Here is a 23,877-nt window from a genome sequence, read left to right as displayed (position 1 = left end):
TTTTTGTGGAAAAAGTTTTATATGATTTATGTACTGCATTAAAAAAGAGATCAATAGATATAGAAATAATAACATTTTATATAAATGAAGATGATATATAAACAGTTCAAAAAATTTAATATTATTTACAATGTGTTATATATAGCAAGAATAAATGGCACGTAAGGAATCTATTTAACTCATTTATAAAATTCTTTAATTCAATTTACTTTTTAAAGAATATATAAAAATAATTAGTTCTATAGGCAATAGACTCATGCATTATAGCAAAATGATTTAAAAAGTTACAAAAAATATGTATAGCTTCATTCTACAATTGATGTGTATAAAGATAAATCATAAGAAATACATAGATTTTTCATTATCCTAATTTAGGATAATTATTTAAAGATATGGAGAGATTCGGATGATATTTACTAGCAAGAAAATAATTGATTATACATTGTTTTACTATGCAATTTATTTGATATTAGGGAATTTATTAAGGATTATTAATATTCCGTTTTTTAAGAATAATTTATTGGTAACAGAATTTTTGTTGTATTTATTTGCACTTTTATCATTATTTGTTTTTAATCTAAATAATAATAAATATAAAATTAAAATTCCTAATGAGTTATTTATTATTATTTTGATTTACTTTATTTCATATTTTTTAGGAAGTTTGTATCATGGCTATTTTCTAATAAATGCTTTTATGTATAGTTTAAGATTATTTTTATTAATTTTATCTAGCATAGTTATAGGAACCTTTTTTTATTTCAAAAAATATGAAATAAAAAAGGTTATACATTTTTACATATTTGTATTTTTTATGTATACTATAATAGCATGGATAATATTTATTGCATACCCGGATTCAGTTAAATTGTGGACAAAATTAGAGCAGTTTGGGATTATTTTTAATGGTGATCCACATGTCAGACGTTTATTAGGAACATATTTTGATCCTAATTTTTTTGGGAATATTATAATTTTTCCAACATTATTATCGCTTTATTCATATTATCGATATGATAAAAGATATATTATTTACTTCTTGTTTTTTTCATTAAGTATTGTTTATACTTTTTCTAGATCATCGTTGTTTGGGTTTATTATTAGTCTATCGATAATAGCAATTACAATGTTTATTTCATTTATATATAAAAGGTATTTAAATAAAAAGACTATTTATCTTGGTATAGTTATTATAATACTGTCTATTATATTTGCAATGTTTAATTATAATGAATTTGAAAGACTTGTTATGAGGTTTGCTAATATAATGAATGACGCTTCAGCGACACACAGATTTAGAGATTTTTATTTAGGGATTAAAATAATATATAAATCATTTTATATATTGTTATTTGGAACAGGTTATAATTACGTGCAAAATGATTTAAGACTTAATTTAACATCGTTAGATTCATCGATATTAAATACATTAATATCATTGGGTACATTAGGAACTATTATTGTTTTTATATTAATAATAAATTATCTAAGAAAAATATATAGAAACCTTGCTGATGAGTATCATAGTTTATATTTATATATTATCAGCTATTTAATTAGTTCGGTTGTAATGTCAAATTTTAATAATCTCTTATATTATCAATTTTATATTATGACTATTTTGCCATTTCTTATATTTTTAAACAAACAGAAGGATGTGAATTGAATGAATGTAATAATGGATGCTCGTATGATTAATGAAAATTTACATGGTATTGCGCGATATACTTATGAACTTATCAAAAATTTTATAAAATTAAATGATATTAAGATTTATTTATTGACTTGTGATAATAAATTTAATAAAAAAATTTTAAATCAAAATGGAGATATAAAAAATATTAATGTGAAATCTGGATTTTTAAATATTAGCGAACAGATAGAATTGCCATTAAAGTTAAATAAATATAAAAATGAAGCAATTTTTCATTCTCCTTCATTTGTTTCAAGTCCTTTTATTAAGTGTCCAACTATAATGACAATACATGATTTAAATCATTTAAAGTTTCCTGAATATTATACCAAATTTCACAAGCATTACTATAATTACATAGTAAAATCTTCTGCGTTAAAGGCTAAAAAAATATTGACAGTTTCAGAATTTTCAAAGAAAGAAATTGTGAATTGGTTAAATTGTGAAAGCGAAAAAGTGGTTGTTACGTATAACGGTGTAGACGAAAATTTTAAAGTTATAAAAGATAATGGTAAATTAGTAAATATTAGAGAAAAATATGAGCTGCCGCAAAAGTTTGTTTTATATATTGGAAATTTAAAACCACATAAAAATATTAGTAATTTAATAAAAGCAATTAAAAATATAAACCAAGAGATTATATTAGTTATAAATGGTAAAGTTAATGAAATATTAGATAAGATAATTGAAGAAAATCATTTGGAAAGGGAAATTAAATTTATAGGTTATGTTGATGACGATGATTTGCCAGCTTTGTATAATTTGGCAGAATTATTTGTTTATCCATCATTATACGAAGGCTTTGGATTGCCTCCTTTAGAAGCTATGGCTTGTGGGTGTCCAGTTATAACATCGAACACTTCGTCATTGCCGGAAGTGGTAGGGGATGCGGGTATTTTGGTTAACCCTTATGATGTAGATGAAATAGCTAAAGCAATTGATTTAATACTGTCTAATGAGAATTTGCGTAACGAATTGAAAGAAAAAGGATTAGAACAGGCTAAAAATTTTTCATGGAGAAAGACTGCTGAAGGAACTTTAAAAGTTTATGAAGATGTTTATAAAGAAATATTTGGAGGTAAAATCTAATGAAAATAGCGATAGTTCACGACTGGTTAACAAATATGGGAGGTGCAGAGAGAGTTGTATTGGCATTTCATGAAATTTTCCCAGAAGCACCTATATATACATCTGTTTTTAATCCATACAAAGTACCTGACGAATTTAAAAAAATGGATATAAGGACTTCATTTATTCAAAGGCTTCCTAAAGCTAAAACAAAATATAATATGTATCTTCCATTTATGCCGACTGCTTTTGAGCAATTTGACCTGTCCGAATATAAAATTGTTTTAAGCAGCAGTTCATCATGTGCAAAAGGTATTTTAACAAGATCTGATGCATTACATATTTGTTATTGCCATACCCCTATGCGCTATGCATGGGACTTTTACAGCGAATATAAGGAATCAGCACCAAAGTGGCAGAAAAAATTTATTCCTTTTTTAATGAATTATATAAGAATGTGGGATAGATTGTCTGCGGATAGAGTTGATTATTTTATTGCAAATTCTAATGAAGTTGCAAAAAGGATAAAAAAGCATTACAGGAGAGATTCAGTAGTTATTAATCCGCCTGTAAATGCTGATTTTTATACTCCGGTAGATGAAGACGAGGATTATTTCTTGATTGTATCAAGGCTTGTTGAATATAAGAGGATTGATATTGCAGTTGAAGCCTTTAATGATTTAGTACTGCCACTTATAGTAATAGGTGATGGACCCGAGAAAGAAAGATTGCAGAAGATGGCGAAAAATAATATAAAATTTTTAGGCAGGCTACCTGATGAAAAAGTAAAAGTATATTATGCAAAATGCAGGGCATTTATATTCCCTGGGGAAGAGGATTTTGGCATTACACCATTGGAAGCTCAGGCGTCAGGAAGACCTGTAATTGCTTATGGTAAAGGTGGGGTATTAGACTCTGTTATAGATGGAATTACAGGGGTATTTTTTTATAAACAAAACAAAGAGAGCTTAAAAGAAGCAATTATAAAATTTAACGAAATGAAGTTTGATAAAAATGTAATAAGAAAACACGCAGAGCAATTTGATATTAATATTTTTAAGAACAAGGTATATGGTTTTGTAACGGAGAAATATAGAGAATTTAAAGGGTATTAAAATGTCAAATCCAAAATTTGGTATAATAATTGTAAACTATAACAGTGAAAATATACAAACAATTATATTAAAAGTATTTTAAAATCATCATATCAAAACTATTCAATTATTGTAGTTGATAATGCATCAAAAGATAATTCTGTTCTGTTGTTAGAAGTGGAATTTAATAATAAGATTATTTTAATTAAAAATGAAGATAATTTAGGATTTTCTGGTGCCAATAATATAGGAATAAAATATGCATTAGGAAGATGGATAAAAATGGATATGAATATGTACTTCTACTTAATAATGATACGGAAATAAATAAATAAAGACTTAATAAATAATATGATTGATGCATCGATAAAAATAATAATGCAGTAATTTCACCTAAAATATATTATTATGATGAACCAATAAGATCTGGGTGCCGTAGGAGGCTTAAACTGGAAAAAAGGGTTAAGTTTTCATTATGGACAAGATGAAATAGATAAAGGGCAATATGACCAGAGAAAAGAAATAGATTTTGCTACAGGATGTTGTATTTTAATACATAAATCCGTATTTGATAAAATAGATTTTCTTGCCGAAGAATATTTTCTTTATTTTGAAGATACAGATTTTTGCGTTAGGGCTAAACAAAAAGGAATAAGGATAATTTATGAACACAAATCTAAACTTTGGCATAAAGTTAGTAACACAACGGGTGGTAAGGAATTCCCAATAACATTATATTATGGTAATAGGAATAGGCTTTATTTTAATGAAAAGTTTAACAAAAAGACCAAGTTTTATTATTTGTCATATTTTTATGTAACTCGTATGGTAAAATTTTTTGTTTGGTTAGCTAAAGGGCAAAAAAATAAAACTAAAATAGTTTTAGAAGCAAAAAAGGACTATAGAAAGAATAAAATAGACAGGAAATCACAATAAATCCAAAATGTTTAATGGGATTTTATCTCTTAAAAAGATATTTATACAATTACATACTAGGAGATGTATAGATTGAAGTTAGAAGATATATTTTCTTTTGAAATAGTGCGACAAGAAGCGAACAATATTGATTTTATCAATAGCTATGTCAGATATATAAAAGAAAATTACAGTAAATATAAAAAATATAAGCTAATAATTTCTTTTATTGATTTTATACAGAGGAAATTGTACAATGATGTAAATTATGATGTTATTTTTATAGGAGATAAATTTAGTAATTTGATAATTAGTACAAAACAATCTTTTAAAGTCATTGCAACATCCATGGGTTATAAAGATAGACTAAAATTTTTTTCATTACGAATACCTTATATTCCAATAAATAATATTTTAAATTTAATAATAGAAGTATATTTAACAGATAATGTTAGAGAAAAAGAAGTTTTATTGGAACAAATTGTAAATATAATAGAAAACAAATTAAAGAAAATTAAACCCAAATGTATAATTTTGTGGAATGACAGTTTGTTTTTTGAAAGAATTATAATTTTTGTAGCAAATAGACTTAAAATACCTACTATAACCATTCAGCATGGAATATTTCAATTTATTAATGCAAAGCTGAATGATGGATATTTTACTGATTATTTGTTTGTGTGGGGAAATTATTTTAGAGAAAAATACATTGAAAAAACTTCCATTAATGAGGCTAAAATAAAAGTTCTAGGTTATCCTTACAAAAATTTTAATACAATTGAGGCAAAAAAATCTAATAAGATAAATACTTCACGAGCTGTTTTTTTAGGACAACCTTTTGAAAGTTATAATAGTTCTTTGTTATCTATAAAAAATTCAATTATTGAAAATGTTTATAATGCATGTAAAGAAAATAATATTAATTTGTATTACAAATATCATCTTGGCGAAAAAAATTATAATGTAAACAATTATTTTAAAGATATAAAAAGTTTGAATAGAAAAATGACTATAGATAAAGTGATTGAAAAATTTGATATTTTTATCAGTATTAGTTCAACTGCGTTAGTTGAAACCTCTATGAATGGTAAAATACCTATTCAAATTTTAGATGATACTATATTATCTGAGAATTTTTTTGAATTAGGTGTAGCGTATACATTGAAAAATGATTATGAAAAAATTAAATATTTCATGTTGAAAATAAAAAATAAACAAATTAATAAAATTAATTTTAATAATGATTATATTCAAACTGAACAGGATATTTATACAAAGTTTAAAAATATGGTTTTAGAAATTATCAAGAATTATAAAGCCTAAATATAGCCCAATATAGGAGTTATTCAAGATGCTATTTTAAAAATTAAGAAAAGGAGCATTCCTGTAATGAATAAATATAAGGATTGATAAAAAAGGCACCTCCTGATAGAATACAGGGTAGGGAAGCATTTAAATGATTATCCATCCCTAAATAAATAAAACTATCATCGGAGGTACCTAAAATGAATTATAACCAAAATAAAAAATAATGCAAATAAATGAACAAACATTAATTGTTGGTGTTGATATTGCGAAAGAAAAACATGTAGCTAGAGCACAGGACTTTAGAGGAATCGAGTATGGTAAAACTCTTAGCTTTACCAATAATAACAGAGGCTTTATTGAATTCTATAATTGGTTTACTAAAATAAGCAAAGAGCATTCTAAAAATAACGTCATAGTGGGCATGGAACCTACAGGACACTATTGGTTTTGCTTAGCAAAGTTTCTTAGAGAAAAAGGAATTAAAATAGCTATTGTTAATCCTATGCATGTCAAGAAAAGTAAAGAACTTGATGATAACTCTCCGACCAAAAATGACCCAAAAGATGCGAGAGTCATAGCACAGCTTGTTAAAGATGGCAGATTTGCAGAACCTAATATTCCGCAAGGAGTTTATGCAGATTTAAGAATATCAATGGATCTTAGAGAGGTGCTGATAAAAGAGCTAAACAGTGTAAAAGCAAGAATATCGCGTTGGCTTGATATGTATTTTCCCGAATTTGAAGAAGTATTTTCATCTTGGGAAGGAAAAGCAGCTTTACTAACACTAAGACATTTATCAACACCATCTAAAATTGCTAAAACAAATACAGAAGATATCGTAAAATTGTGGAAAACAGAAGTCAAAAGAGCCGTAGGCATAAAACGTGCTGAATTGCTTGTAGAAAAAGCAAAAATATCTATAGGCGTAACAGAAGGCATAGAAATGGCTGAATATGAGCTACAGTACCTGTTGGACAAATATGATAGTGTAATGTATAAATTAAAAGATCTAATGGCAAAAGTTGCAGTTATCCTAAATGAAATACCCGGAGCAAAAGAAATGATGCTAATACCAGGTCTTGGGCTTGTAAATTGCAGGCTTTCTATCTGAAGTTTGTGAATTGGCACAATATGGACATCCACGCCAAATTCAGAAACTCGCTGGTCTTACGTTGAAAGAATATAGCTCAGGGAAGCATAAAGGACAAACAACAATAACCAAAAGAGGAAGGCGAAAGCTAAGAGCATTACTATTCAAAGCAATAATGCCAATGGTAGCAAAAAACAAAGAATTTAAGGCATTACATCAATATTGTACAACACATACAAAGAATCCTCTAAAGAAAAAGCAATCACTTATAGCATTGTGCTGTAAGCTTATAAGAGTTCTTTACGCAATAGGAACAAAAGGTGTTTCTTACAATCCACAAAAGTTTATAAATGACATTAAACATACAGAAATTACAGGTAATGCTGCTTAACTAATGTTAATAAGTTAATAACTGTTTTTAATAAAATATAATTACCCACAGATTTTTAGAAATGATCTTTGACAAAATAAAGCAAGGAGTAGTCGGTAGTATAAATCACAATGCGATGACCCTGCAAAGGAGCATAACCGACATCCACCTCATGGATAGGTTGAACGAAGGAATTTAGGGACGATGATCCTGTGAGACATGGGAGGGTAGACCACCTTGAGACATGTGGATATCCATTAGTAAACATAATTTACCAAAAATAAGCTATATTTATTAAAGTCGCACCTATGATTCCAATATTACTTATTAATATAAAATCTATTCATAAGCTTTATTTTGTTAATTATGAAAATCTAAGAATAAGTGAGGAAATTAAAGATTATAGAGGGAGTGAGATCATGTGGCACAAAAAATGGAGTATGTTGTTTGATATTAGCGCGTTGGTTTTAACATTTATAATTGCTTTATATCTTAGATTTAATTTTAGAATAGACTCAATATCAAAAAGATGGTATTTAAGTACATTTATTATTTTATTAACGATAGATTTTTTAATTTTATATTTTAAAGGATTATATGATAATAAACAGAAGTCTTTATTTAATCAAATAGGAATAATAATTGATGGAATGGTTTATTCAGTGTTTGTCTATCTTTTAATATCATATTTTGTAAAGATGACGGATTTTTCGAGATTAACACTAATATATATATTTGTTATTGGATTACTGCTGCAAATAATATTCAAATCAATTTTATTATATTTACAAAGGCAGAGATATAAAAGAGGGCTGGATTTAAGTAATGCATTAATATTGGGGAATTATTCAAATGAAACAAGAAAAATAATTAATAAGCTTATGTCTCATGAATTTGGAATAAACGTAGTGGGATATTTATCTGATGATGATATAAAACATGATGGTTTAAGTAAAGTAGGCAGTATAAGAGATTTTGATAATGTTATCGATAAATATAATATCAATACAATATTTATAATGTCAAAAATTAATAGTATAGAAGAAATAATAAATATATGTCTTAGCAAGTACATAAGCGTATATTCAATTAATAACACTATAAACCTTCCTAACTATCCAATGGAAATAGAGATAATTGATGATATGCCTGTTTTAAAATTAAAGGATGTATTTATTGGCGGATTTGAAGGACGTGTAAAGAGGCTTTTGGATTTCACGTTATCATTTTTTGCATTAATTATTTTATCGCCTTTATTTATTATAATAGCATTATTAATAAAAATAACATCACCTGGACCGGTATTTTTTAAACATAAAAGGTTAGGATTAAATGGTAAATTAATCGAAATTTATAAATTCAGATCAATGGTTATAAATGCTCAGGATATTTTAAACAAATTATTAGCAGAAAACCCAAAATTAAGAGAAGAATATGAGGCGACCTACAAACTAAAAGATGATCCGAGAATAACAAGAATAGGTAAATTTTTAAGGAAAACAAGTCTTGATGAACTGCCACAATTGATTAATGTTTTGAAGGGCGATTTAAGTTTAGTCGGTCCAAGACCAATAGTTGTAAAAGAGATTGATAAATATGGGGAATATGGCAAATACTTATTAAGAGTACCTCCAGGAGTAACAGGTTTATGGCAGATTAGCGGTAGAAGTGATGTAGACTATAATGAAAGAGTTGAAATGGACATGCAATACATATCAAGTTGGAATATATGGCTTGATATAAATATTCTTTTTAAAACAATACCTGCGGTACTTAAAAAAGACGGTGCATATTGATTAGCCTGATTAACATAATGATGAAAATCCATAATACAGCACTGCATATTAATCCATTAAATAGACCTAAATAAAATTTTTTGCTAAGCATAATATCACTCCTTAATTTTATGATTAGCTTCTTTGTTATATCTTATTCAATAAGATATAAATTGATATTATATAAATATATAAAATGAATATTGCAGGTTTTAATTTATTAAACTCTATTTTGAATTATGAAGAAGGTGAAAGATATGATAACAGGTGTAATCATGGCAGGAGGAAAAGGCGAAAGGTTTTGGCCTAAAAGCAGGATAAAGATGCCTAAGCAGTTTTTAAATCTTTATGGAGATAAAACAATGATTCAGCAGACTGTGGACAGGCTTAAGAAAATTATGCTTGTAGAAAATATCTTTGTTGTAACTAATATTGATTATGCGGGAATAATTAGTGACCAGATTCCTGATTTGCCAACAGAAAATATTTTAATAGAGCCTATGGCTAAAAATACTGCAGCGTGTATAGGTCTTGCAGCACTACATACAGAAAGGCTTGATAAAGATTCTATAATGGTGGTAGTGCCATCAGATCACGTAATAAAAGATGAAGAAACTTATTTGGAAATATTAAAAACAGCGATAGGAAAAGCAAGGATAGGGAACAATCTTGTCACAATAGGCATAGAGCCTGCTCATCCTGAAACAGGATACGGTTATATAAACTTTAAAAAGATAACAAAAGAAATAATAAATAAAAATCCTGTACATAAAGTAGAAAGATTCGTAGAAAAACCTGATTATGATACAGCGGTGAAATATGTAGAAAGCGGAAATTACCTTTGGAACAGCGGCATGTTCATATGGAAAACATCAACAATACTAAATGCAATATATGAATATATGCCCGGATTAAATAAAGCATTAAACATAATAAGAGAATATTTTGAGACAGATGATATAGAAAAGGTATTGTATGATGAATATTCAAAACTTGAGAGCATATCAATAGACTATGGAATAATGGAAAAAGCCAAAAACGTATATGTCGTACCGGGGGATTTTGGATGGGACGACGTTGGAAGCTGGACATCCATAGAGAGATTACATGAGAAGGATGAATACGGCAATGTAATAAAAGGCAATGTTGTAAGCGTAGATACGAAAAAATGTATAATAAATGGTAATGAAAAACTTATAGCAACACTCGGAATAGAGGATGTAATAGTAGTAGATACAGAAGATGCCTTATTGATATGTTCAAAGGATAAAGCCCAGAATGTGAAAGAGGTATTGCAAGAGCTTAAAAAGAAAAAGGCTGAGTATTTGTAAGATTAAAATAGACTTGGAAAAAATAAGCGGTTATTATCATGTTGAAGTATGAAGTACAGCAATGGTAAAGATATTTTGAAAATGATATAATAAAAAAGAATAACGCATGTTTAAATAATTTAAAATACAGGAGGAGAATTATGGAGGAAGAAATTTCATTAAGAGAATTAATTGAAGTTGTTTGGAAAGGAAGAAAGATTATTGCAATAATAACAATATGTAGTATTTTGATTGCATTAGTACTGAGTTTTTATATTATTAAACCAACGTACGAAGCTTCAACAACAATATCTGTTTCAGATGTGACACCACAAACAGGTTTTTTTGGATCTAATACAACGTTGATTGTACCAGGTCAAAATGGAAATAATCAACCTATATTGCAGAGTGATACTGCTGATAAAGATCTTTCATACCTATTATCGTCAATATTGAAGTACCAGGATATGACTGTTGATACATTTAAAGAGGAAGTGATGAATCCACAGGTATTATTAACTACAATAAAGGAGCTTAAACTTAATCCTTCAAAATATAAGCTTGATAATCTTAAAAAAGAAATTGATGTTAAAGCAGTCGATAAAACAAATCTGATTATTATAACAGTAAAAGAAAATGATCCAAAGCTTGCAGCAGAAATATCAGATAGTATTGCTTATAACTTCAGAAGATATATAATAGACAGAAACAATAAACAAACAGATAACCTTATGAGTACTTTGGATAAACTTATAAAACTTCAATCTACCAAAATTGAAAATGCAACAAATGTATTATTGGCTACAGATCCAAATGATAAGGTTAAATATGAACAAAATCAGACAAAATTAAACCTTTTGAAAAACACGAGAGATATAATGATGGAAAAATATAACATGCTTGAACTTATAAAAACATCAGACCTTGGTGAACAAGGAATACTCATAACTTCAAAGGCTATTGTTCCTGATAAACCTGTAGCACCTAAGAAAACTTTAAACATAGTTATAGCATTTATATTAGGGTTAATGATAAGCATATTTATAGTATTTTTTATGGAATATTGGGAAAATACAGGCACAAAGAAATCTTTAGATCTTTAAATATTATTAATATACAATATTCTGATATGGTTAATATAGAAAAGATATTGTATTTTAAATGTAATAAAAGGTAATGCTTGTAAGTGTAGATACAAAAAATGTATCATAACAGGAAGCGATAAACTCATCGCGACACTAGGCATAGAAGATGTAATAATCGTAGACACAGAGGATGCACTTTTAATATGCTCAAAAGATAAAGCACAAAATGTGAAAGAAGTATTGAAGGAGCTTAGAGAGAAAAAGAGCGAGTATTTGTAAAGGTCAAAATTATTCGATTAATCTTTCCCTTTCATAAGTTTATAGGTATATGAATACATTATATGGGAAATAATTATAAGGCACTATAGACTTAGAAAGGGAAGTATGATAATATGGTGATTAAGGAACAATTATGTTTTGTTATAGAAGAAGGTGAAAATATGTTTAATCTAGAATTTAATATTACAGATTATGGATATACTGATAATAATGGAAATAAGTTTATTTCCGGATCAGCTTTGAAAAGAATATTCCGTAATTATGTACTTAATTATGAACAACGCAGCATTAATGATGATATAAAAGACTTTTTTAATTGGCTTTTGGATAATTTAAATAACGATATAAAGGCGATAAAAGAAAATAATTATGAATGGTTGTATGAAGAATATTGCAAAACCAAGAAGTCACTGAAAGATAAGAAAGATAATGTTAGTAACTATTTCTATCTAAATTTTTTGGATTATGATTCAATACAAAGATTGAGAAAGATATTTTTGAATTATAAAGAGGAATATGAGATATTTAAAAATTATAAAAAAGATATTGTATTCTATAATGATTTATTGGGATGGTACAAAGACATACCTGATGATATAATTATGTTTATTGAGAATTTGTATAAAAAACAATTTGAAAATTATACAGATGCATATATAACTGAGAGTAAACAAATTGAAATTTTAAATTGTGATGACACTGGATGTAATTTTGCGGCATAAGGGGGAGCAAAATGGAAGATAATTATAAAGAAATGATAAAAAATATAGAATTAGTTAATATTTACTTATCTAAATTAAATTGTATAAGAACGAGTGATCATAAGAAATTACTACAGGGAATAAATGTTAATTTTAATCATAATTTTGAATTAGGTGAATTACGAGGAGATAATTTCGATTGTAAAGCAAGTTTTAATGTAAAGGGAGTTAAAGAGGATTTGGAAGTATTGGAGATAAATGCCGAGTTTATAGCTACTTATCATTTAGAGAATGCTTCAAATATTGATAAAGAATCGATAGATAAATTTGTGAAAATAAATTTACCTTTAAATGTTTGGCCATATGGTCGTGAACTGATTTCTTCTATGACTGTTAGAATGGGATTACCACCACTAATTTTAAGTACATATAAAATAGTTTAGGTGAAATTATGGGGTATAAAATTATAAATAGAAAGATAGATTACCAGGCAGATCATATAATTAAAAAGCTTGGTGATTTTTTATTATCAGACAAAAAATTCTTAAATATATTTACAAAAATTATAATTAACGAAAAACGTAATTTAACCGAAAAACACATAAAAAAATTAATTCAAAGATATGTGGATGCAATGATTATTAGTGAATATGATAGTGAAATTTTTTTGAAATTGTGTAATGACTTTCTATGCTATGATATAAGAGGTAATTTATTAGAATATATAGTTCAAAAATTAGGGCCTTTTAAATTAGAAGGGGAAAATTATGATTACACGTGTAGAACTGTAATTATCTATAATGAGGAAAAAATAGGTGATGCTGATTTTGATTTAGTATTTTTTAATAAAGGTTTTGTTGAACATATAACCAAAGAATATATCTGTATTGATAAAAATGATGGAGAGTTTATTGAATGTAAGACAGATATTAAAACTTTTATAAGTGAAAAAATTCCAGAAAAAAGTCGGAAAAAGTTAGATTTTATAAAAGAAGTATATAATTGTTTTAAACAAAATTCTTGCAGCTTTTTTTATATTATTACATTTAGAAGAGAGATTACTATTTTTAAAAATATTTTAGAAGGAAATAATTATGGATTTATAAATATAATTGGCGGTAGGGAATTATATGATAAAATTTCGCTTTAACAAAGGTCTGAATCAACAATCATTTATATTAAAGTAGAAAGATTTGTAGAAAAGCTTGTTCATGATACAACTATTAATCTTAATTTTGAAATTTTCTAATAATTATGATAGAACTGCACTAAAATACCCGCTTTATGAATCAATGAGCGGATGTTGAGGTGCGAAAAAACATAATTACAAAAATCAAGCGTGTACTATAATATCTTGCCATATAAGTTTTTATGAAATTGTTAATATGTAAATAGGTATTATCATTAGTTATGAAGGGTGATATGATGAAAGATGGCAAAATGAATTTATTAGTAACAGGTGGAGCAGGCTTTATAGGATCTAATTTTATTCACTTTATGCTGAATAAAGATAAAGACGTAAAAATTATTAACTTAGACAAGCTTACTTATGCAGGCAACCTTGAAAATTTAAAGGATGTAGAAGATAAGCCAAATTATGTATTTATTCAAGCAGATATATGTGACAAAAAAATTATTGAAAATTTATTTCAACAGTATGATATAGATTATGTAGTTAATTTTGCAGCAGAATCCCATGTAGATAGAAGCATAGTAGAGCCTGAAATATTTGTAAAGACCAATATTCTTGGAACAGTAACATTACTTAATGCGGCGAAAAATGCTTGGCAAGATGGCGACGGTTTTAAGGAAGGCAAGAAATTTCTTCAGGTATCAACAGATGAGGTATATGGTTCACTTGGTAAAGAAGGATATTTTACAGAAAAGACACCGCTTGCCCCCCATAGCCCTTATTCATCCAGCAAGGCATCGGCAGATTTAATAGTAAAGGCATATTATGATACATATAAAATGCCTGTGAATATCACAAGATGTTCAAATAACTATGGACCATATCAATTTCCCGAAAAGTTAATACCTCTTATGATAAATAATTGTTTGAATAAAAAACCGCTTCCGGTATATGGTGATGGAATGAACATAAGGGACTGGCTTTACGTAGAGGACCACTGCAAAGCAATAGATATGGTACTGCATAATGGCAGAATAGGTGAAGTATATAACATCGGCGGACATAATGAAAGAACAAATATACATATTGTAAAAACCATTATTTCATACATTCATGATAATGTAGATTCAAGAGTTGATGAAAGCTTGATAAAATATGTTGCAGACAGGAAAGGTCATGACAGGAGATATGGAATAGATCCGACAAAAATCAAGGAAGAGTTGGGCTGGTACTCTGAAACTAAATTTGAAGATGGAATAATAAAGACAATTAAATGGTATCTTGAAAACAAAGAATGGATGGAAAATGTCACATCAGGAGAATACCAGAAATATTATGAAAGAATGTATTCAAATAGATAAGGGGGATCGGAATGAAAGGTATAATATTAGCGGGAGGATCAGGTACAAGACTTTATCCTATTACAAAAGCGATATCAAAGCAGATCGTGCCAATATATGACAAACCAATGATTTATTATCCCTTATCTGTACTTATGCTTGCAGGTATTAGAGAGATTTTAATAATATCTACTCCAAGGGATTTAAATGCATTCATAGAACTTTTTGAAGATGGTTCTCAGCTTGGGCTTCATTTTGAATATGCCGTACAGAAAGAGCCGAGAGGACTTGCTGATGCATTTATTATTGGGAAAGATTTCATTGGCAGTGAAAATGTTGCACTTGTACTTGGAGACAATATATTTCATGGCTATGGTTTTACAGAAAGGCTTGAAAGAGCGGCAGATAGAAAAGAAGGAGCTACAATATTCGGCTATCATGTAAGCAACCCCAAAGATTTTGGCGTAGTAGAATTTGATGAAAATTTCAATGTCATCTCTATTGAAGAAAAACCTAAAAATCCCAAATCCAATTATGCTGTACCGGGTCTTTATTTTTATGACAATGATGTCGTAGAAATCGCTAAAAACGTTAAGCCATCTGCAAGGGGCGAAATCGAGATTACATCAGTTAATAATGAATATTTAAAGAGGGGAAAACTTAAAGTTGAATTGCTTGGCAGAGGCATGGCATGGCTTGATACAGGCACACCAGCAGGTCTTTTAAATGCTGCAAATTTTGTAGAAGCAATACAGACGCGGCAAGGATTATATGTTGCATGTATTGAAGAAATTGCATATAGGAAGGGCTACATTAACCAGGAACAATTGATAAAGCTTGCGGAACCACTGCAAAAGGTTGATTATGGGAAATATCTCTTAAATTTATTAAAAGAAGACAATACGGCAGTTAATGAAGCAGCGGCAGCCAACCATACGTTTTAGAGGAGCTGGTGATAAATGAAGCTACTTATAACAGGCACAAAAGGACAGCTTGGTTTACAGATACATTCCATTTTAGATAAAGGAAAATCTGAACTTGGTGAAATTGATGATTTATATATAAATGCTGAAATCAGATATGTTTCCCATGCTGAGCTTGATATCATAAATTTAAAAGATGTAAATGAATATATAGGTAAATACAAACCCGACATTATTATAAACTGTGCAGCCTATACAAATGTAGACAAATGCGAAAGTGATACAGATAATGCCTTTAAAGTAAATGCCATAGGACCGAGAAATCTTGCAATAGCAGCACAAAAGATAAGTGCAAAACTGCTTCATGTATCAACTGATTATGTGTTTAGTGGTATTGGCAGTATACCATTCAAAGAATATGACATTCCTCAACCTGTAAGCGTATATGGGAAAACAAAGCTTATGGGTGAACAATATGTAAGAGAAAATTGCAATAAATATTTTATAGTAAGGACAGCATGGCTTTATGGGAAATATGGTAAAAACTTTGTGTATACGATAATGAATGCGGCAAAAGAAAAAGGACATCTTGAGGTAGTGAATGACCAGAGGGGTAATCCGACATATGCCGAGGACCTTGCATATCATATTTTAAAGCTTGTACTTACTGATGAATACGGTATATATCATTGCACCGGAAATGGAGAATGCAGCTGGTATGATTTTGCATGTAAGATTATAGAATATGCAGGCATAAAATGCACGATAACGCCTATAACATCAGACAAGATAAAAAGAGCCGCAAAAAGACCTTTTTATTCCTCTCTTGATAATATGATGCTTCGCTCAACTATTGGTGATGATATGAGAAATTGGGAAGATGCTTTAAAAGCTTTTATTGATGTTTTGAACAAATAAATAGGAGATGACTAAAGTGGGGAAGTTTAAATTTAACAGAACGGAAATAGATGGTGTATATATTATTGAACCTGAGGTTTTTAAAGACAACAGGGGCTATTTTATGGAAACATATAATTATAATGATTTTAAAGAAGCAGGGCTTGATATGGTATTTGTCCAGGACAACCAATCCAAGTCAAAAAAAGGTGTATTAAGAGGGCTTCATTTTCAAAAACAACATCCTCAGGGAAAGCTTGTCAGAGTTATAAAAGGTGAAGTCTTTGACGTAGCCGTTGATATAAGGAAGGATTCAAAGACATTTGGAAAATGGGTTGGTGTTATTTTATCAGATGAGAATAAAAAGCAGTTTTATATCCCGGAGGGTTTTGCTCATGGCTTTTTGGTTCTTTCAGATGAAGCAGAGTTTTGTTATAAATGTACGGATTTTTATCATCCGGGTGATGAAGGCGGCATTATATGGAATGACCCTGATATAAACATTGATTGGTCCTTAAATGGTATTGATGAAATCATACTGTCTGAAAAGGACAAAAAATGGAATAGATTAAGGGGTTAACTGTCTTTTGGCAAGGGGTGATACAATGTGGTATAAAAAATGGAGCATGATTCTTGACATTAGTGCATTGGTTTTGGCATTTGTAATTGCTTTATATCTTAGATTTGATTTTAATATGAATACAGTGTCAAAAAGATGGTATATAAGCACATTTGTTATTTTATTAACGATAGACTTTTTGATTTTATATTTTAAAGGTCTGTATGATAAGAAACACAAGCCTTTATTTTATCAAATAGGTTTAATAATAGATGGAATGGTTTATTCAGTGTTTGTCTATCTTTTAATATCATATTTTGTAAAGATGACGGATTTTTCAAGATTAACACTAATATATATATTTGTTATTGGATTACTGTTGCAAATAATATTCAAATCAATCTTACTTTATTTACAAAAGCAGAGATATAAAAGAGGTCTGGATTTAAGCAATGCACTTATATTGGGGAATTATTCAAATGAATCAAAAGAAATAATTAATAAACTTATGTCAAATGAATTTGGAATAAACATCGTTGGATATTTATCTGATGATATAAGTAATGATAATTTTATTAAGTTAGGAGATATAAAGAATTTTAATAATGTTATTGATAAATATCATATTGATATGATATTTATATCATCTAAAATTGATAATATAGAAAAAATAGTAAATATATGCCTTAGCAAATATATAAGCATTTACTCTATTAATAACAGTATAAATCTTCCTAATTATCCAATGGAAATAGAGATAATCGATAATATGCCTGTTTTAAAATTAAAGGATGTATTTATTGGCGGACTTGAAGGACATGTAAAGAGACTTTTGGATTTTACGTTATCATTTCTTGCATTAATTATTTTATCGCCTTTATTTATTATAATAGCATTATTAATAAAAATAACATCACCTGGACCGGTATTTTTTAAACACAGAAGATTGGGATTAAATGGCAAAGTTATTGAAATTTATAAATTCAGGTCAATGGTGATAAATGCTCAGGATGTTTTAAACAGATTATTAGCAGAAAACCCGGAGTTAAGGAAAGAATATGAGGCGACCTACAAGTTAAAAAATGATCCGAGAATAACAAGAGTTGGCAAATTTTTAAGGAAAACAAGTCTTGATGAACTGCCGCAATTGATTAATGTTTTGAAAGGTGATTTAAGCTTGGTCGGACCAAGACCGATTATTCTTAAAGAAATTAATAAATATGGCGAATATGGCAAATATCTATTAAGGGTGCCACCGGGAGTGACGGGTTTATGGCAGATTAGCGGAAGAAATGATATTGATTATAACGAAAGAATTGAAATTGACATGCAGTATATATCAAACTGGAATATATGGCTTGATTTAAATATTCTTATTAAAACAATACCTGCGGTACTTAAAAAAGACGGTGCATATTGATTAGCCTGATTAACATAATGATGAAAATCCATAATACAGTACTGCATATTAATCCATTGAATAGACCTAAATAAAATTTTTTGCTAAGCATAATATCACTCCTTAATTTTATGATTAGCTTCTTTGTTATATCTTATTCAATATAAGAGAATATTTTGAGACAGATGATATAGAAAAGATATTGTATTTTAAATGTAATAAAAGGCAATGTTGTTAGCGTAGACACGAAAAAATGTATAATAAATGGTAATAAAAAACTTATAGCAACACTCGGAATAGAGGATGTAATGGTAGTAGATACAGATTTGTCCGCTTTGTCGTCACCATTGATAAAATTTCATCTCGTTTTTCACTGCTTATTTTGTCAAAGAATAATATTTTAACATAGTAAAAAATAAATTCGAGGGAAATATATTAAATGAAATAACATTAAAATGGAGGTATATAAATGACAATAATACAAAGAGAAAAAGCTTCATTCAGGTTTTCACCGAGGCAAAACAGTGCAGATAAGATAAACTGGAACGAGTGGAGCAATGATTCATTTAAACAGGCAAAAGAACAAAATAAATTGATACTCTTAAGTATCAGCGCTGTATGGTGCCATTGGTGCCATGTCATGGACGAAACGACCTTCTCTTATGAACCTGTAATTAAATTTTTAAATGACAATTTCATCCCAATAAGGGTAGACAGCGATATGAGGCCTGACATAAACAGAAGATATAACATGGGAGGGTGGCCAACTGTCGCAATTTTAAAGCATGATGGCTCTTTACTGGCCGGAGGAACATATATTCCTCCAGAGCGCTTTCTTGAGTTCTTAAAAGAGATAAATGAGCTTTACAAAAACAACATGAGCAAATCAGAAAGAAAACTCGAAAAAATTCAGAGCAAAATTAATGCAATACATACTTTTAAAACACTTTCAAAAGATATGAACATGGAAGTATTGCAATATATAAGGGAAAATGCCGTAAAATCTTATGACACACTCTACGGCGGATTCGGCATCGAACCAAAGTTTCCCATGAGCGAGCTTCTTGAGTTTTTACTTTATTATCATTTAAGGACGGGAGACGATAATGCATTATTAATGCTTTCAAAGACACTCATAACTAAGTGTGAAGGTGGTATATTCGATCATACTGAAGGCGGTTTTTTTAGATACTCAACAACAAGAGACTGGAGTATACCGCATTATGAAAAAATGCTTGAGGATAATTCCGTCTTGCTCAAAATACTCCTTGAAGCATATTCCGTTACAAAAAACGAAAAATTCAAAGAATCAGCGCAAAAAATTATTGATTACATGAAGTCAAATCTCTACGATGAAAAATACGGATGTTTTTACGGAAGTCAGGATGCCGACGAAGAATATTACAAACTTCCGCCTGATAAAAGAAAAAAAGCAAAAAGGCCTAATGTCGATATGACAATATATGCCGATAAAAACGCTCTTGCAGTCGAGGCATTTTTATATGCAGGCGTCGTTTTTGACGATGATAAGTACCAGAGAATCGGCGTAAAAACCATGGATTTTCTGTTAAAAATGTTTGATGAAAATCAAGGTATATACCACTATTATAAAAACGGCCCACAGCTTTCTGGTATACTCGCTGACAATGTAAACATGCTTAACGCATTGATAAATATATATCAATATACAGTTGACAGGAAATATCTTGATTACGCTCAAAAAATCGCTTCAATTTTAATAAACAAATTTTTTGACGACGAAAGAGGAGGCTTTTATGATGATTTGACCTCAGATGACGTGCTTAGAAAAAATATCCATATCGAAAAGGAAATACTTACAAATTCAAAGGCAGCATCTGCACTTCTTTCGCTTGACAGCTTAAAAGATAGAAAGGACTACAAAAAAGTCGTTTCAAAAACACTTGAATATTTTAGCAGATCTTATAAAGACTACGGTTTATTCGCTTCAACTTATGCATCAGCGGTAGATTTTTATTTAAACGATGCCATACACATAGATATAGTAGGCAAAAGAGAGGATAGCAAGACAATCGAAATGTATAAAAAAACACTTGAAATTTACGCTCCAAACAAAATTGTAAATTTTCTGGACATTTCTGAGGATAGAGCGAAAATTGACATAAAAGGATATTCATTGATAAAATACGTTGCCGCTTATATTTGTATAGGTTCAAAATGCTTAGAACCTGTAACTGATACTCTTAAGCTTGTCGATGTTTTGAAAATTGCAAGCAAAATTTAATGAGTCAATGGTTTTTACCATTGGCATTTCATTATTTTTTCTTTAAGATACCGTACGTAAGGCCGATGAGCATAATAATTCCGGCATATCCCGCAACGGGATAAAGGTAATGCACAAGCTTTGAAAACCCGAACCTGCTTACAATAAGGGCAACACCACCAGAAACAATTGTATATGTTTTATACTTTGTTGACCCTACATCAGTAAGCCGCGCAATAAATCCGTAAAGATTTCCAACTGCCGTCGTGTATATTTCAGCAATTTATAATTGATTTTATTAATACACTATTATACACTATATGTATGAACAAAAATAATCTTATTCATTTAAAAATATGTTCTAAAAATTGCAAGTTTAAAGCACAAGTTACTTATGATTTTGATTATAATATAAAAGAAGTTAAAGAATTGGAAGATAAATATATAGGATATATTGAATTTATAACTAATATAACTGTTACATCTCTTTCTGGAATAAATCCGCCAGTAAAGATGCCAATGATTAATGTTTTCAAATTAATGCAGGAGAAAAAGAATAATGAAGTAAATAAAAATAAACAGTAGGAGTAGCCCATCCTTGCCTTTCATGTCCATAATCTTATTGTACTTGTTGCCGAAATTACCTTTTATCTTATTCATTATTACCGATAAGTTGAATTCCTCTCCAGGCTGAATTATTGCATGGAAATGGTATAGCATGATTACAAACGCAACATTAAGGGTGGGCTACTTATTCTTAGCTACTTATTCTGTCACGGCAGTAGTGGGGTTGGACATCCCGGTTGCGTACCGGTGGAACTTTCACCAAGGTTTCATTGAGAGCACGAAGCTCGCCAATTTATTGGCGATGTAGTTCACAATTATAGATGAATAAGACGGATTTTGTTTAAATACAAATAAATCATAGGGGTTGTGAATTATGTTAATACAATGTACAAAAAAATTATTAGATGGATTGAATGTAAAGCCTTCATTACATAAAGATGAAGACCAGTTATTTTGCTGGCATGCCAATTTAATATCATTAAATCGCAGGAAAACGATAGTTCTTGTTAATGATAAGAACAGATATGTTATTGTTTTATATGGACTTAAGGCTAAAGATTTTAAAAAGCTTGATAAACTTATATTAAATGCTATTCGTGAAACTTTTTTAGATGAATGCATTAAAGATGAGGTTATAGAGGAATATATAAATAGATCCGGGGAAGTTAATTATGCCAAAACAAAGGATAAAAGCTCTGTAGCAAGGATGAATAAATCCTGTGATATTGTAAATTCTTATCAAGATTCATTAATGAATGATTCCATTTATCAGAGTGCTATCAGCAAAAGAGCAAGCCGTTATTGGGTAAGGATACGTGAATGTCGTCATATAACTCCAAGTGAAGAGATGTATAGAGATTTGGAAGTCCTTTCAGGTAAGCCTATTTTTTGTTGTAAGGCGGCAAAGATTAAAGTAACACTTGAAATGGAAAAGTATAAAGTATGGCGAAAGCTGATAGTACCACTTAATATGACGTTTACTCAGTTTCACGAGGTATTGCAGGCGGCTTTTGCATGGAAAGATTGCCACCTTCATGAATTTTTTATTTATGGAAATGATTATGAGAATAAATTGTTTATTAACCACCCGGCATATCATAAAGAAGGGTATAAAGCGATTGTCAATTTGGTTAGTGATGAAGAAGCATTTGATTATCCAAGTGATGTTGAAATGAAATTTGAAAGAGGTATAAAGCTGTCACAATACATACCACAATACAAAAGGCTGTTATATAAATATGACTTTGGGGATGGTTGGCAGCATTATATTGAAGTTGAGAAAATTATAGATGATTATGATTTAAATTATCCTGTTTGCCTTGAGGGAGAGGGAAATGCCCCGCCAGAGGATGTAGGAGGGGAATTCGGTTATGAAGAGTTTCTCAATATTATATCCAATAAAAATGACCCAGAATACGAGGATATGATGGCATGGGGTAAAAGACAAGGATATAAGGATTTTGATATTGATGAGATAAATAAAGAGATTAGATTCGTCTACTATTGGTAAAGCGATAACTGTATGTTCAAATTTTCATGCCCAAAAAATATAATAATTATGTTGCATAATTTATTATAATATTGTACAATATATGGTACATGGGGGGTGTTTTAAATGTTAGCAGTAAATTATTCAAACGCACGTCAAAAGTTTAAAGAATATTGCGATATTGCAAATAAAGACTATGAAACCATTATTATTACCCGAAAACGTGGAGGCAATGTTGTTATGCTTTCAGAAGAAGAATACAATAATATCATGGAAAATCTGTTTGTTCGAAGCGATAAGAAAGCCTATGAACGACTTTTGAAATCTATGGACCAGCTGAAAGCCGGGAAGGCATCTCAGAGAGAGCTTGACACCAATGAATAAAATGTTTACGGATATTGCATGGGAAGATTATGAATATTGGCAGATTAATGATAGGAAAATGCTCAAAAAGATCAATGAACTTATAAAGGACATTGATCGGAACGGTAATGAAGGGAAAGGCAAGCCTGAACCTTTAAAGCATGAATTACAAGGATTGTGGAGCAGGCGTATAACCGCAGAACATCGTTTGATTTATAAAATTGACGATAAAAATATTTATATTCTTCAATGCCGGGGACACTACGACGATTAATTTT

General features: G+C 29.3%; 21 protein-coding genes and 4 pseudogenes. 24 read left to right on the top strand and 1 reads right to left on the bottom strand.

The genetic code is table 11. The features are described 5' to 3' along the window. The first annotated feature begins 814 nt into the window (after window positions 1-814). The 20 genes and pseudogenes from AC0LWJ_RS06715 (at window position 815) to AC0LWJ_RS06620 (ending at window position 21,201) form a co-directional block, all read left to right on the top strand. Complete coding sequence (locus AC0LWJ_RS06715; protein ID WP_474237436.1) at window positions 815-1,666, top strand: hypothetical protein; 852 nt, start codon at window positions 815-817, stop codon at window positions 1,664-1,666. Continuing rightward, window positions 1,667-2,782 carry a glycosyltransferase family 4 protein gene (locus tag AC0LWJ_RS06710; protein WP_474237435.1) on the top strand — a complete coding sequence of 372 codons (1,116 nt, stop codon included), beginning with the start codon at window positions 1,667-1,669 and terminating at the stop codon, window positions 2,780-2,782. Continuing rightward, the gene (locus AC0LWJ_RS06705) at window positions 2,782-3,876 is read left to right on the top strand and encodes a glycosyltransferase (protein WP_474237434.1); all 1,095 of its coding nucleotides are present in this window, start codon (window positions 2,782-2,784) and stop codon (window positions 3,874-3,876) included. Before AC0LWJ_RS06710 ends, AC0LWJ_RS06705 begins: the two co-directional genes overlap by 1 nt. A 66-nt stretch (window positions 3,877-3,942) precedes the next feature. Then, window positions 3,943-4,182, top strand: coding sequence for a glycosyltransferase (locus tag AC0LWJ_RS06700; RefSeq protein WP_474237458.1), 240 nt, complete (start codon window positions 3,943-3,945; stop codon window positions 4,180-4,182). 681 nt (window positions 4,183-4,863) lie between these two features. After that, window positions 4,864-6,093, top strand: a complete 1,230-nt coding sequence (locus tag AC0LWJ_RS06695) for a hypothetical protein (protein ID WP_474237433.1) — start codon at window positions 4,864-4,866, stop codon at window positions 6,091-6,093. A 182-nt stretch (window positions 6,094-6,275) separates the two neighbouring features. After that, a pseudogene (locus AC0LWJ_RS06690) lies at window positions 6,276-7,559 on the top strand (IS110 family RNA-guided transposase). 419 nt (window positions 7,560-7,978) lie between these two features. Then, window positions 7,979-9,334: a sugar transferase gene (locus AC0LWJ_RS06685; protein ID WP_503031415.1), complete on the top strand. Its 1,356-nt coding sequence runs from the start codon at window positions 7,979-7,981 to the stop codon at window positions 9,332-9,334. 236 nt (window positions 9,335-9,570) lie between these two features. Next, entirely contained in the window at window positions 9,571-10,644 is a 1,074-nt protein-coding gene (locus AC0LWJ_RS06680; protein WP_474237457.1) for a mannose-1-phosphate guanylyltransferase, read from the top strand. Window positions 10,645-10,784: 140 nt separating this feature from the next. After that, window positions 10,785-11,726, top strand: coding sequence for a YveK family protein (locus AC0LWJ_RS06675; RefSeq protein WP_474237431.1), 942 nt, complete (start codon window positions 10,785-10,787; stop codon window positions 11,724-11,726). A gap of 57 nt (window positions 11,727-11,783) precedes the next feature. Further along, window positions 11,784-11,987: pseudogene (locus AC0LWJ_RS06670) on the top strand (mannose-1-phosphate guanylyltransferase); the annotation flags it as partial. A 161-nt stretch (window positions 11,988-12,148) separates the two neighbouring features. Then, on the top strand, window positions 12,149-12,709 hold the full coding sequence (locus AC0LWJ_RS06665) for a hypothetical protein (RefSeq protein WP_503031414.1): 561 nt from the start codon (window positions 12,149-12,151) through the stop codon (window positions 12,707-12,709). An 11-nt stretch (window positions 12,710-12,720) separates the two neighbouring features. Continuing rightward, complete coding sequence (locus AC0LWJ_RS06660) at window positions 12,721-13,131, top strand: protein-export chaperone SecB (RefSeq protein WP_474237429.1); 411 nt, start codon at window positions 12,721-12,723, stop codon at window positions 13,129-13,131. 8 nt (window positions 13,132-13,139) lie between these two features. Further along, window positions 13,140-13,838: a hypothetical protein gene (locus AC0LWJ_RS06655; protein WP_474237428.1), complete on the top strand. Its 699-nt coding sequence runs from the start codon at window positions 13,140-13,142 to the stop codon at window positions 13,836-13,838. Between the two features lie 290 nt (window positions 13,839-14,128). Further along, window positions 14,129-15,181 (top strand): dTDP-glucose 4,6-dehydratase, encoded by a 1,053-nt coding sequence (gene rfbB, locus AC0LWJ_RS06650; protein ID WP_474237455.1) that lies wholly within the window; start codon window positions 14,129-14,131, stop codon window positions 15,179-15,181. A gap of 11 nt (window positions 15,182-15,192) precedes the next feature. Then, window positions 15,193-16,104, top strand: coding sequence for a glucose-1-phosphate thymidylyltransferase RfbA (gene rfbA / locus AC0LWJ_RS06645; RefSeq protein ID WP_474237427.1), 912 nt, complete (start codon window positions 15,193-15,195; stop codon window positions 16,102-16,104). Between the two features lie 15 nt (window positions 16,105-16,119). After that, complete coding sequence (gene rfbD, locus AC0LWJ_RS06640) at window positions 16,120-17,001, top strand: dTDP-4-dehydrorhamnose reductase (protein ID WP_474237426.1); 882 nt, start codon at window positions 16,120-16,122, stop codon at window positions 16,999-17,001. Window positions 17,002-17,017: 16 nt separating this feature from the next. Continuing rightward, the gene (rfbC, locus tag AC0LWJ_RS06635; protein ID WP_474237425.1) at window positions 17,018-17,560 is read left to right on the top strand and encodes a dTDP-4-dehydrorhamnose 3,5-epimerase; all 543 of its coding nucleotides are present in this window, start codon (window positions 17,018-17,020) and stop codon (window positions 17,558-17,560) included. A gap of 25 nt (window positions 17,561-17,585) precedes the next feature. Further along, the gene (locus tag AC0LWJ_RS06630; RefSeq protein ID WP_474237424.1) at window positions 17,586-18,959 is read left to right on the top strand and encodes a sugar transferase; all 1,374 of its coding nucleotides are present in this window, start codon (window positions 17,586-17,588) and stop codon (window positions 18,957-18,959) included. A gap of 191 nt (window positions 18,960-19,150) precedes the next feature. After that, window positions 19,151-19,342 (top strand): annotated as a pseudogene (locus AC0LWJ_RS06625) (hypothetical protein); the annotation flags it as partial. Between the two features lie 65 nt (window positions 19,343-19,407). Beyond that, window positions 19,408-21,201: a thioredoxin domain-containing protein gene (locus tag AC0LWJ_RS06620; protein WP_474237422.1), complete on the top strand. Its 1,794-nt coding sequence runs from the start codon at window positions 19,408-19,410 to the stop codon at window positions 21,199-21,201. A 31-nt stretch (window positions 21,202-21,232) separates the two neighbouring features. Here AC0LWJ_RS06620 and AC0LWJ_RS06615 read toward each other — a convergent pair. Then, window positions 21,233-21,463, bottom strand: a pseudogene (locus AC0LWJ_RS06615) (YkvI family membrane protein); the annotation flags it as partial. Window positions 21,464-21,504: 41 nt separating this feature from the next. Between AC0LWJ_RS06615 and AC0LWJ_RS06610 the strand changes: the two are divergent. The 4 genes from AC0LWJ_RS06610 (at window position 21,505) to AC0LWJ_RS06595 (ending at window position 23,873) form a co-directional block, all read left to right on the top strand. Beyond that, a complete protein-coding gene (locus AC0LWJ_RS06610; RefSeq protein ID WP_474237420.1) occupies window positions 21,505-21,765 on the top strand; it encodes a hypothetical protein in 261 nt (86 codons plus the stop codon). Between the two features lie 355 nt (window positions 21,766-22,120). Next, window positions 22,121-23,257, top strand: a complete 1,137-nt coding sequence (locus AC0LWJ_RS06605; protein WP_474237418.1) for a plasmid pRiA4b ORF-3 family protein — start codon at window positions 22,121-22,123, stop codon at window positions 23,255-23,257. Between the two features lie 105 nt (window positions 23,258-23,362). After that, window positions 23,363-23,620, top strand: a complete 258-nt coding sequence (locus tag AC0LWJ_RS06600) for a type II toxin-antitoxin system Phd/YefM family antitoxin (RefSeq protein ID WP_284680501.1) — start codon at window positions 23,363-23,365, stop codon at window positions 23,618-23,620. Further along, window positions 23,613-23,873 carry a Txe/YoeB family addiction module toxin gene (locus AC0LWJ_RS06595; RefSeq protein WP_474237417.1) on the top strand — a complete coding sequence of 87 codons (261 nt, stop codon included), beginning with the start codon at window positions 23,613-23,615 and terminating at the stop codon, window positions 23,871-23,873. The genes AC0LWJ_RS06600 and AC0LWJ_RS06595 overlap by 8 nt, the downstream gene beginning before the upstream one ends. Window positions 23,874-23,877 lie beyond the last annotated feature (4 nt).

Source organism: Aceticella sp. 75b-Ac, assembly GCF_056032965.2.
Note: the sequence above shows the minus strand (reverse complement) of the source record. Positions and strands in the feature narration are given on the sequence as shown.

Coding starts and splice junctions, on each gene's coding strand:
- rfbD (WP_474237426.1), top strand. CDS start 16,120: ATGAAGCTACTTATAACAGGCACAAAAGGACAGCTTGGTTTACAGATA.
- AC0LWJ_RS06705 (WP_474237434.1), top strand. CDS start 2,782: ATGAAAATAGCGATAGTTCACGACTGGTTAACAAATATGGGAGGTGCA.
- AC0LWJ_RS06680 (WP_474237457.1), top strand. CDS start 9,571: ATGATAACAGGTGTAATCATGGCAGGAGGAAAAGGCGAAAGGTTTTGG.
- AC0LWJ_RS06600 (WP_284680501.1), top strand. CDS start 23,363: ATGTTAGCAGTAAATTATTCAAACGCACGTCAAAAGTTTAAAGAATAT.
- AC0LWJ_RS06665 (WP_503031414.1), top strand. CDS start 12,149: ATGTTTAATCTAGAATTTAATATTACAGATTATGGATATACTGATAAT.
- AC0LWJ_RS06630 (WP_474237424.1), top strand. CDS start 17,586: ATGTGGTATAAAAAATGGAGCATGATTCTTGACATTAGTGCATTGGTT.
- AC0LWJ_RS06685 (WP_503031415.1), top strand. CDS start 7,979: ATGTTGTTTGATATTAGCGCGTTGGTTTTAACATTTATAATTGCTTTA.
- AC0LWJ_RS06655 (WP_474237428.1), top strand. CDS start 13,140: ATGGGGTATAAAATTATAAATAGAAAGATAGATTACCAGGCAGATCAT.
- AC0LWJ_RS06595 (WP_474237417.1), top strand. CDS start 23,613: ATGAATAAAATGTTTACGGATATTGCATGGGAAGATTATGAATATTGG.
- rfbB (WP_474237455.1), top strand. CDS start 14,129: ATGAATTTATTAGTAACAGGTGGAGCAGGCTTTATAGGATCTAATTTT.
- AC0LWJ_RS06610 (WP_474237420.1), top strand. CDS start 21,505: ATGAACAAAAATAATCTTATTCATTTAAAAATATGTTCTAAAAATTGC.
- AC0LWJ_RS06675 (WP_474237431.1), top strand. CDS start 10,785: ATGGAGGAAGAAATTTCATTAAGAGAATTAATTGAAGTTGTTTGGAAA.
- rfbA (WP_474237427.1), top strand. CDS start 15,193: ATGAAAGGTATAATATTAGCGGGAGGATCAGGTACAAGACTTTATCCT.
- AC0LWJ_RS06605 (WP_474237418.1), top strand. CDS start 22,121: ATGTTAATACAATGTACAAAAAAATTATTAGATGGATTGAATGTAAAG.
- AC0LWJ_RS06715 (WP_474237436.1), top strand. CDS start 815: ATGTATACTATAATAGCATGGATAATATTTATTGCATACCCGGATTCA.
- AC0LWJ_RS06660 (WP_474237429.1), top strand. CDS start 12,721: ATGGAAGATAATTATAAAGAAATGATAAAAAATATAGAATTAGTTAAT.
- AC0LWJ_RS06710 (WP_474237435.1), top strand. CDS start 1,667: ATGAATGTAATAATGGATGCTCGTATGATTAATGAAAATTTACATGGT.
- AC0LWJ_RS06620 (WP_474237422.1), top strand. CDS start 19,408: ATGACAATAATACAAAGAGAAAAAGCTTCATTCAGGTTTTCACCGAGG.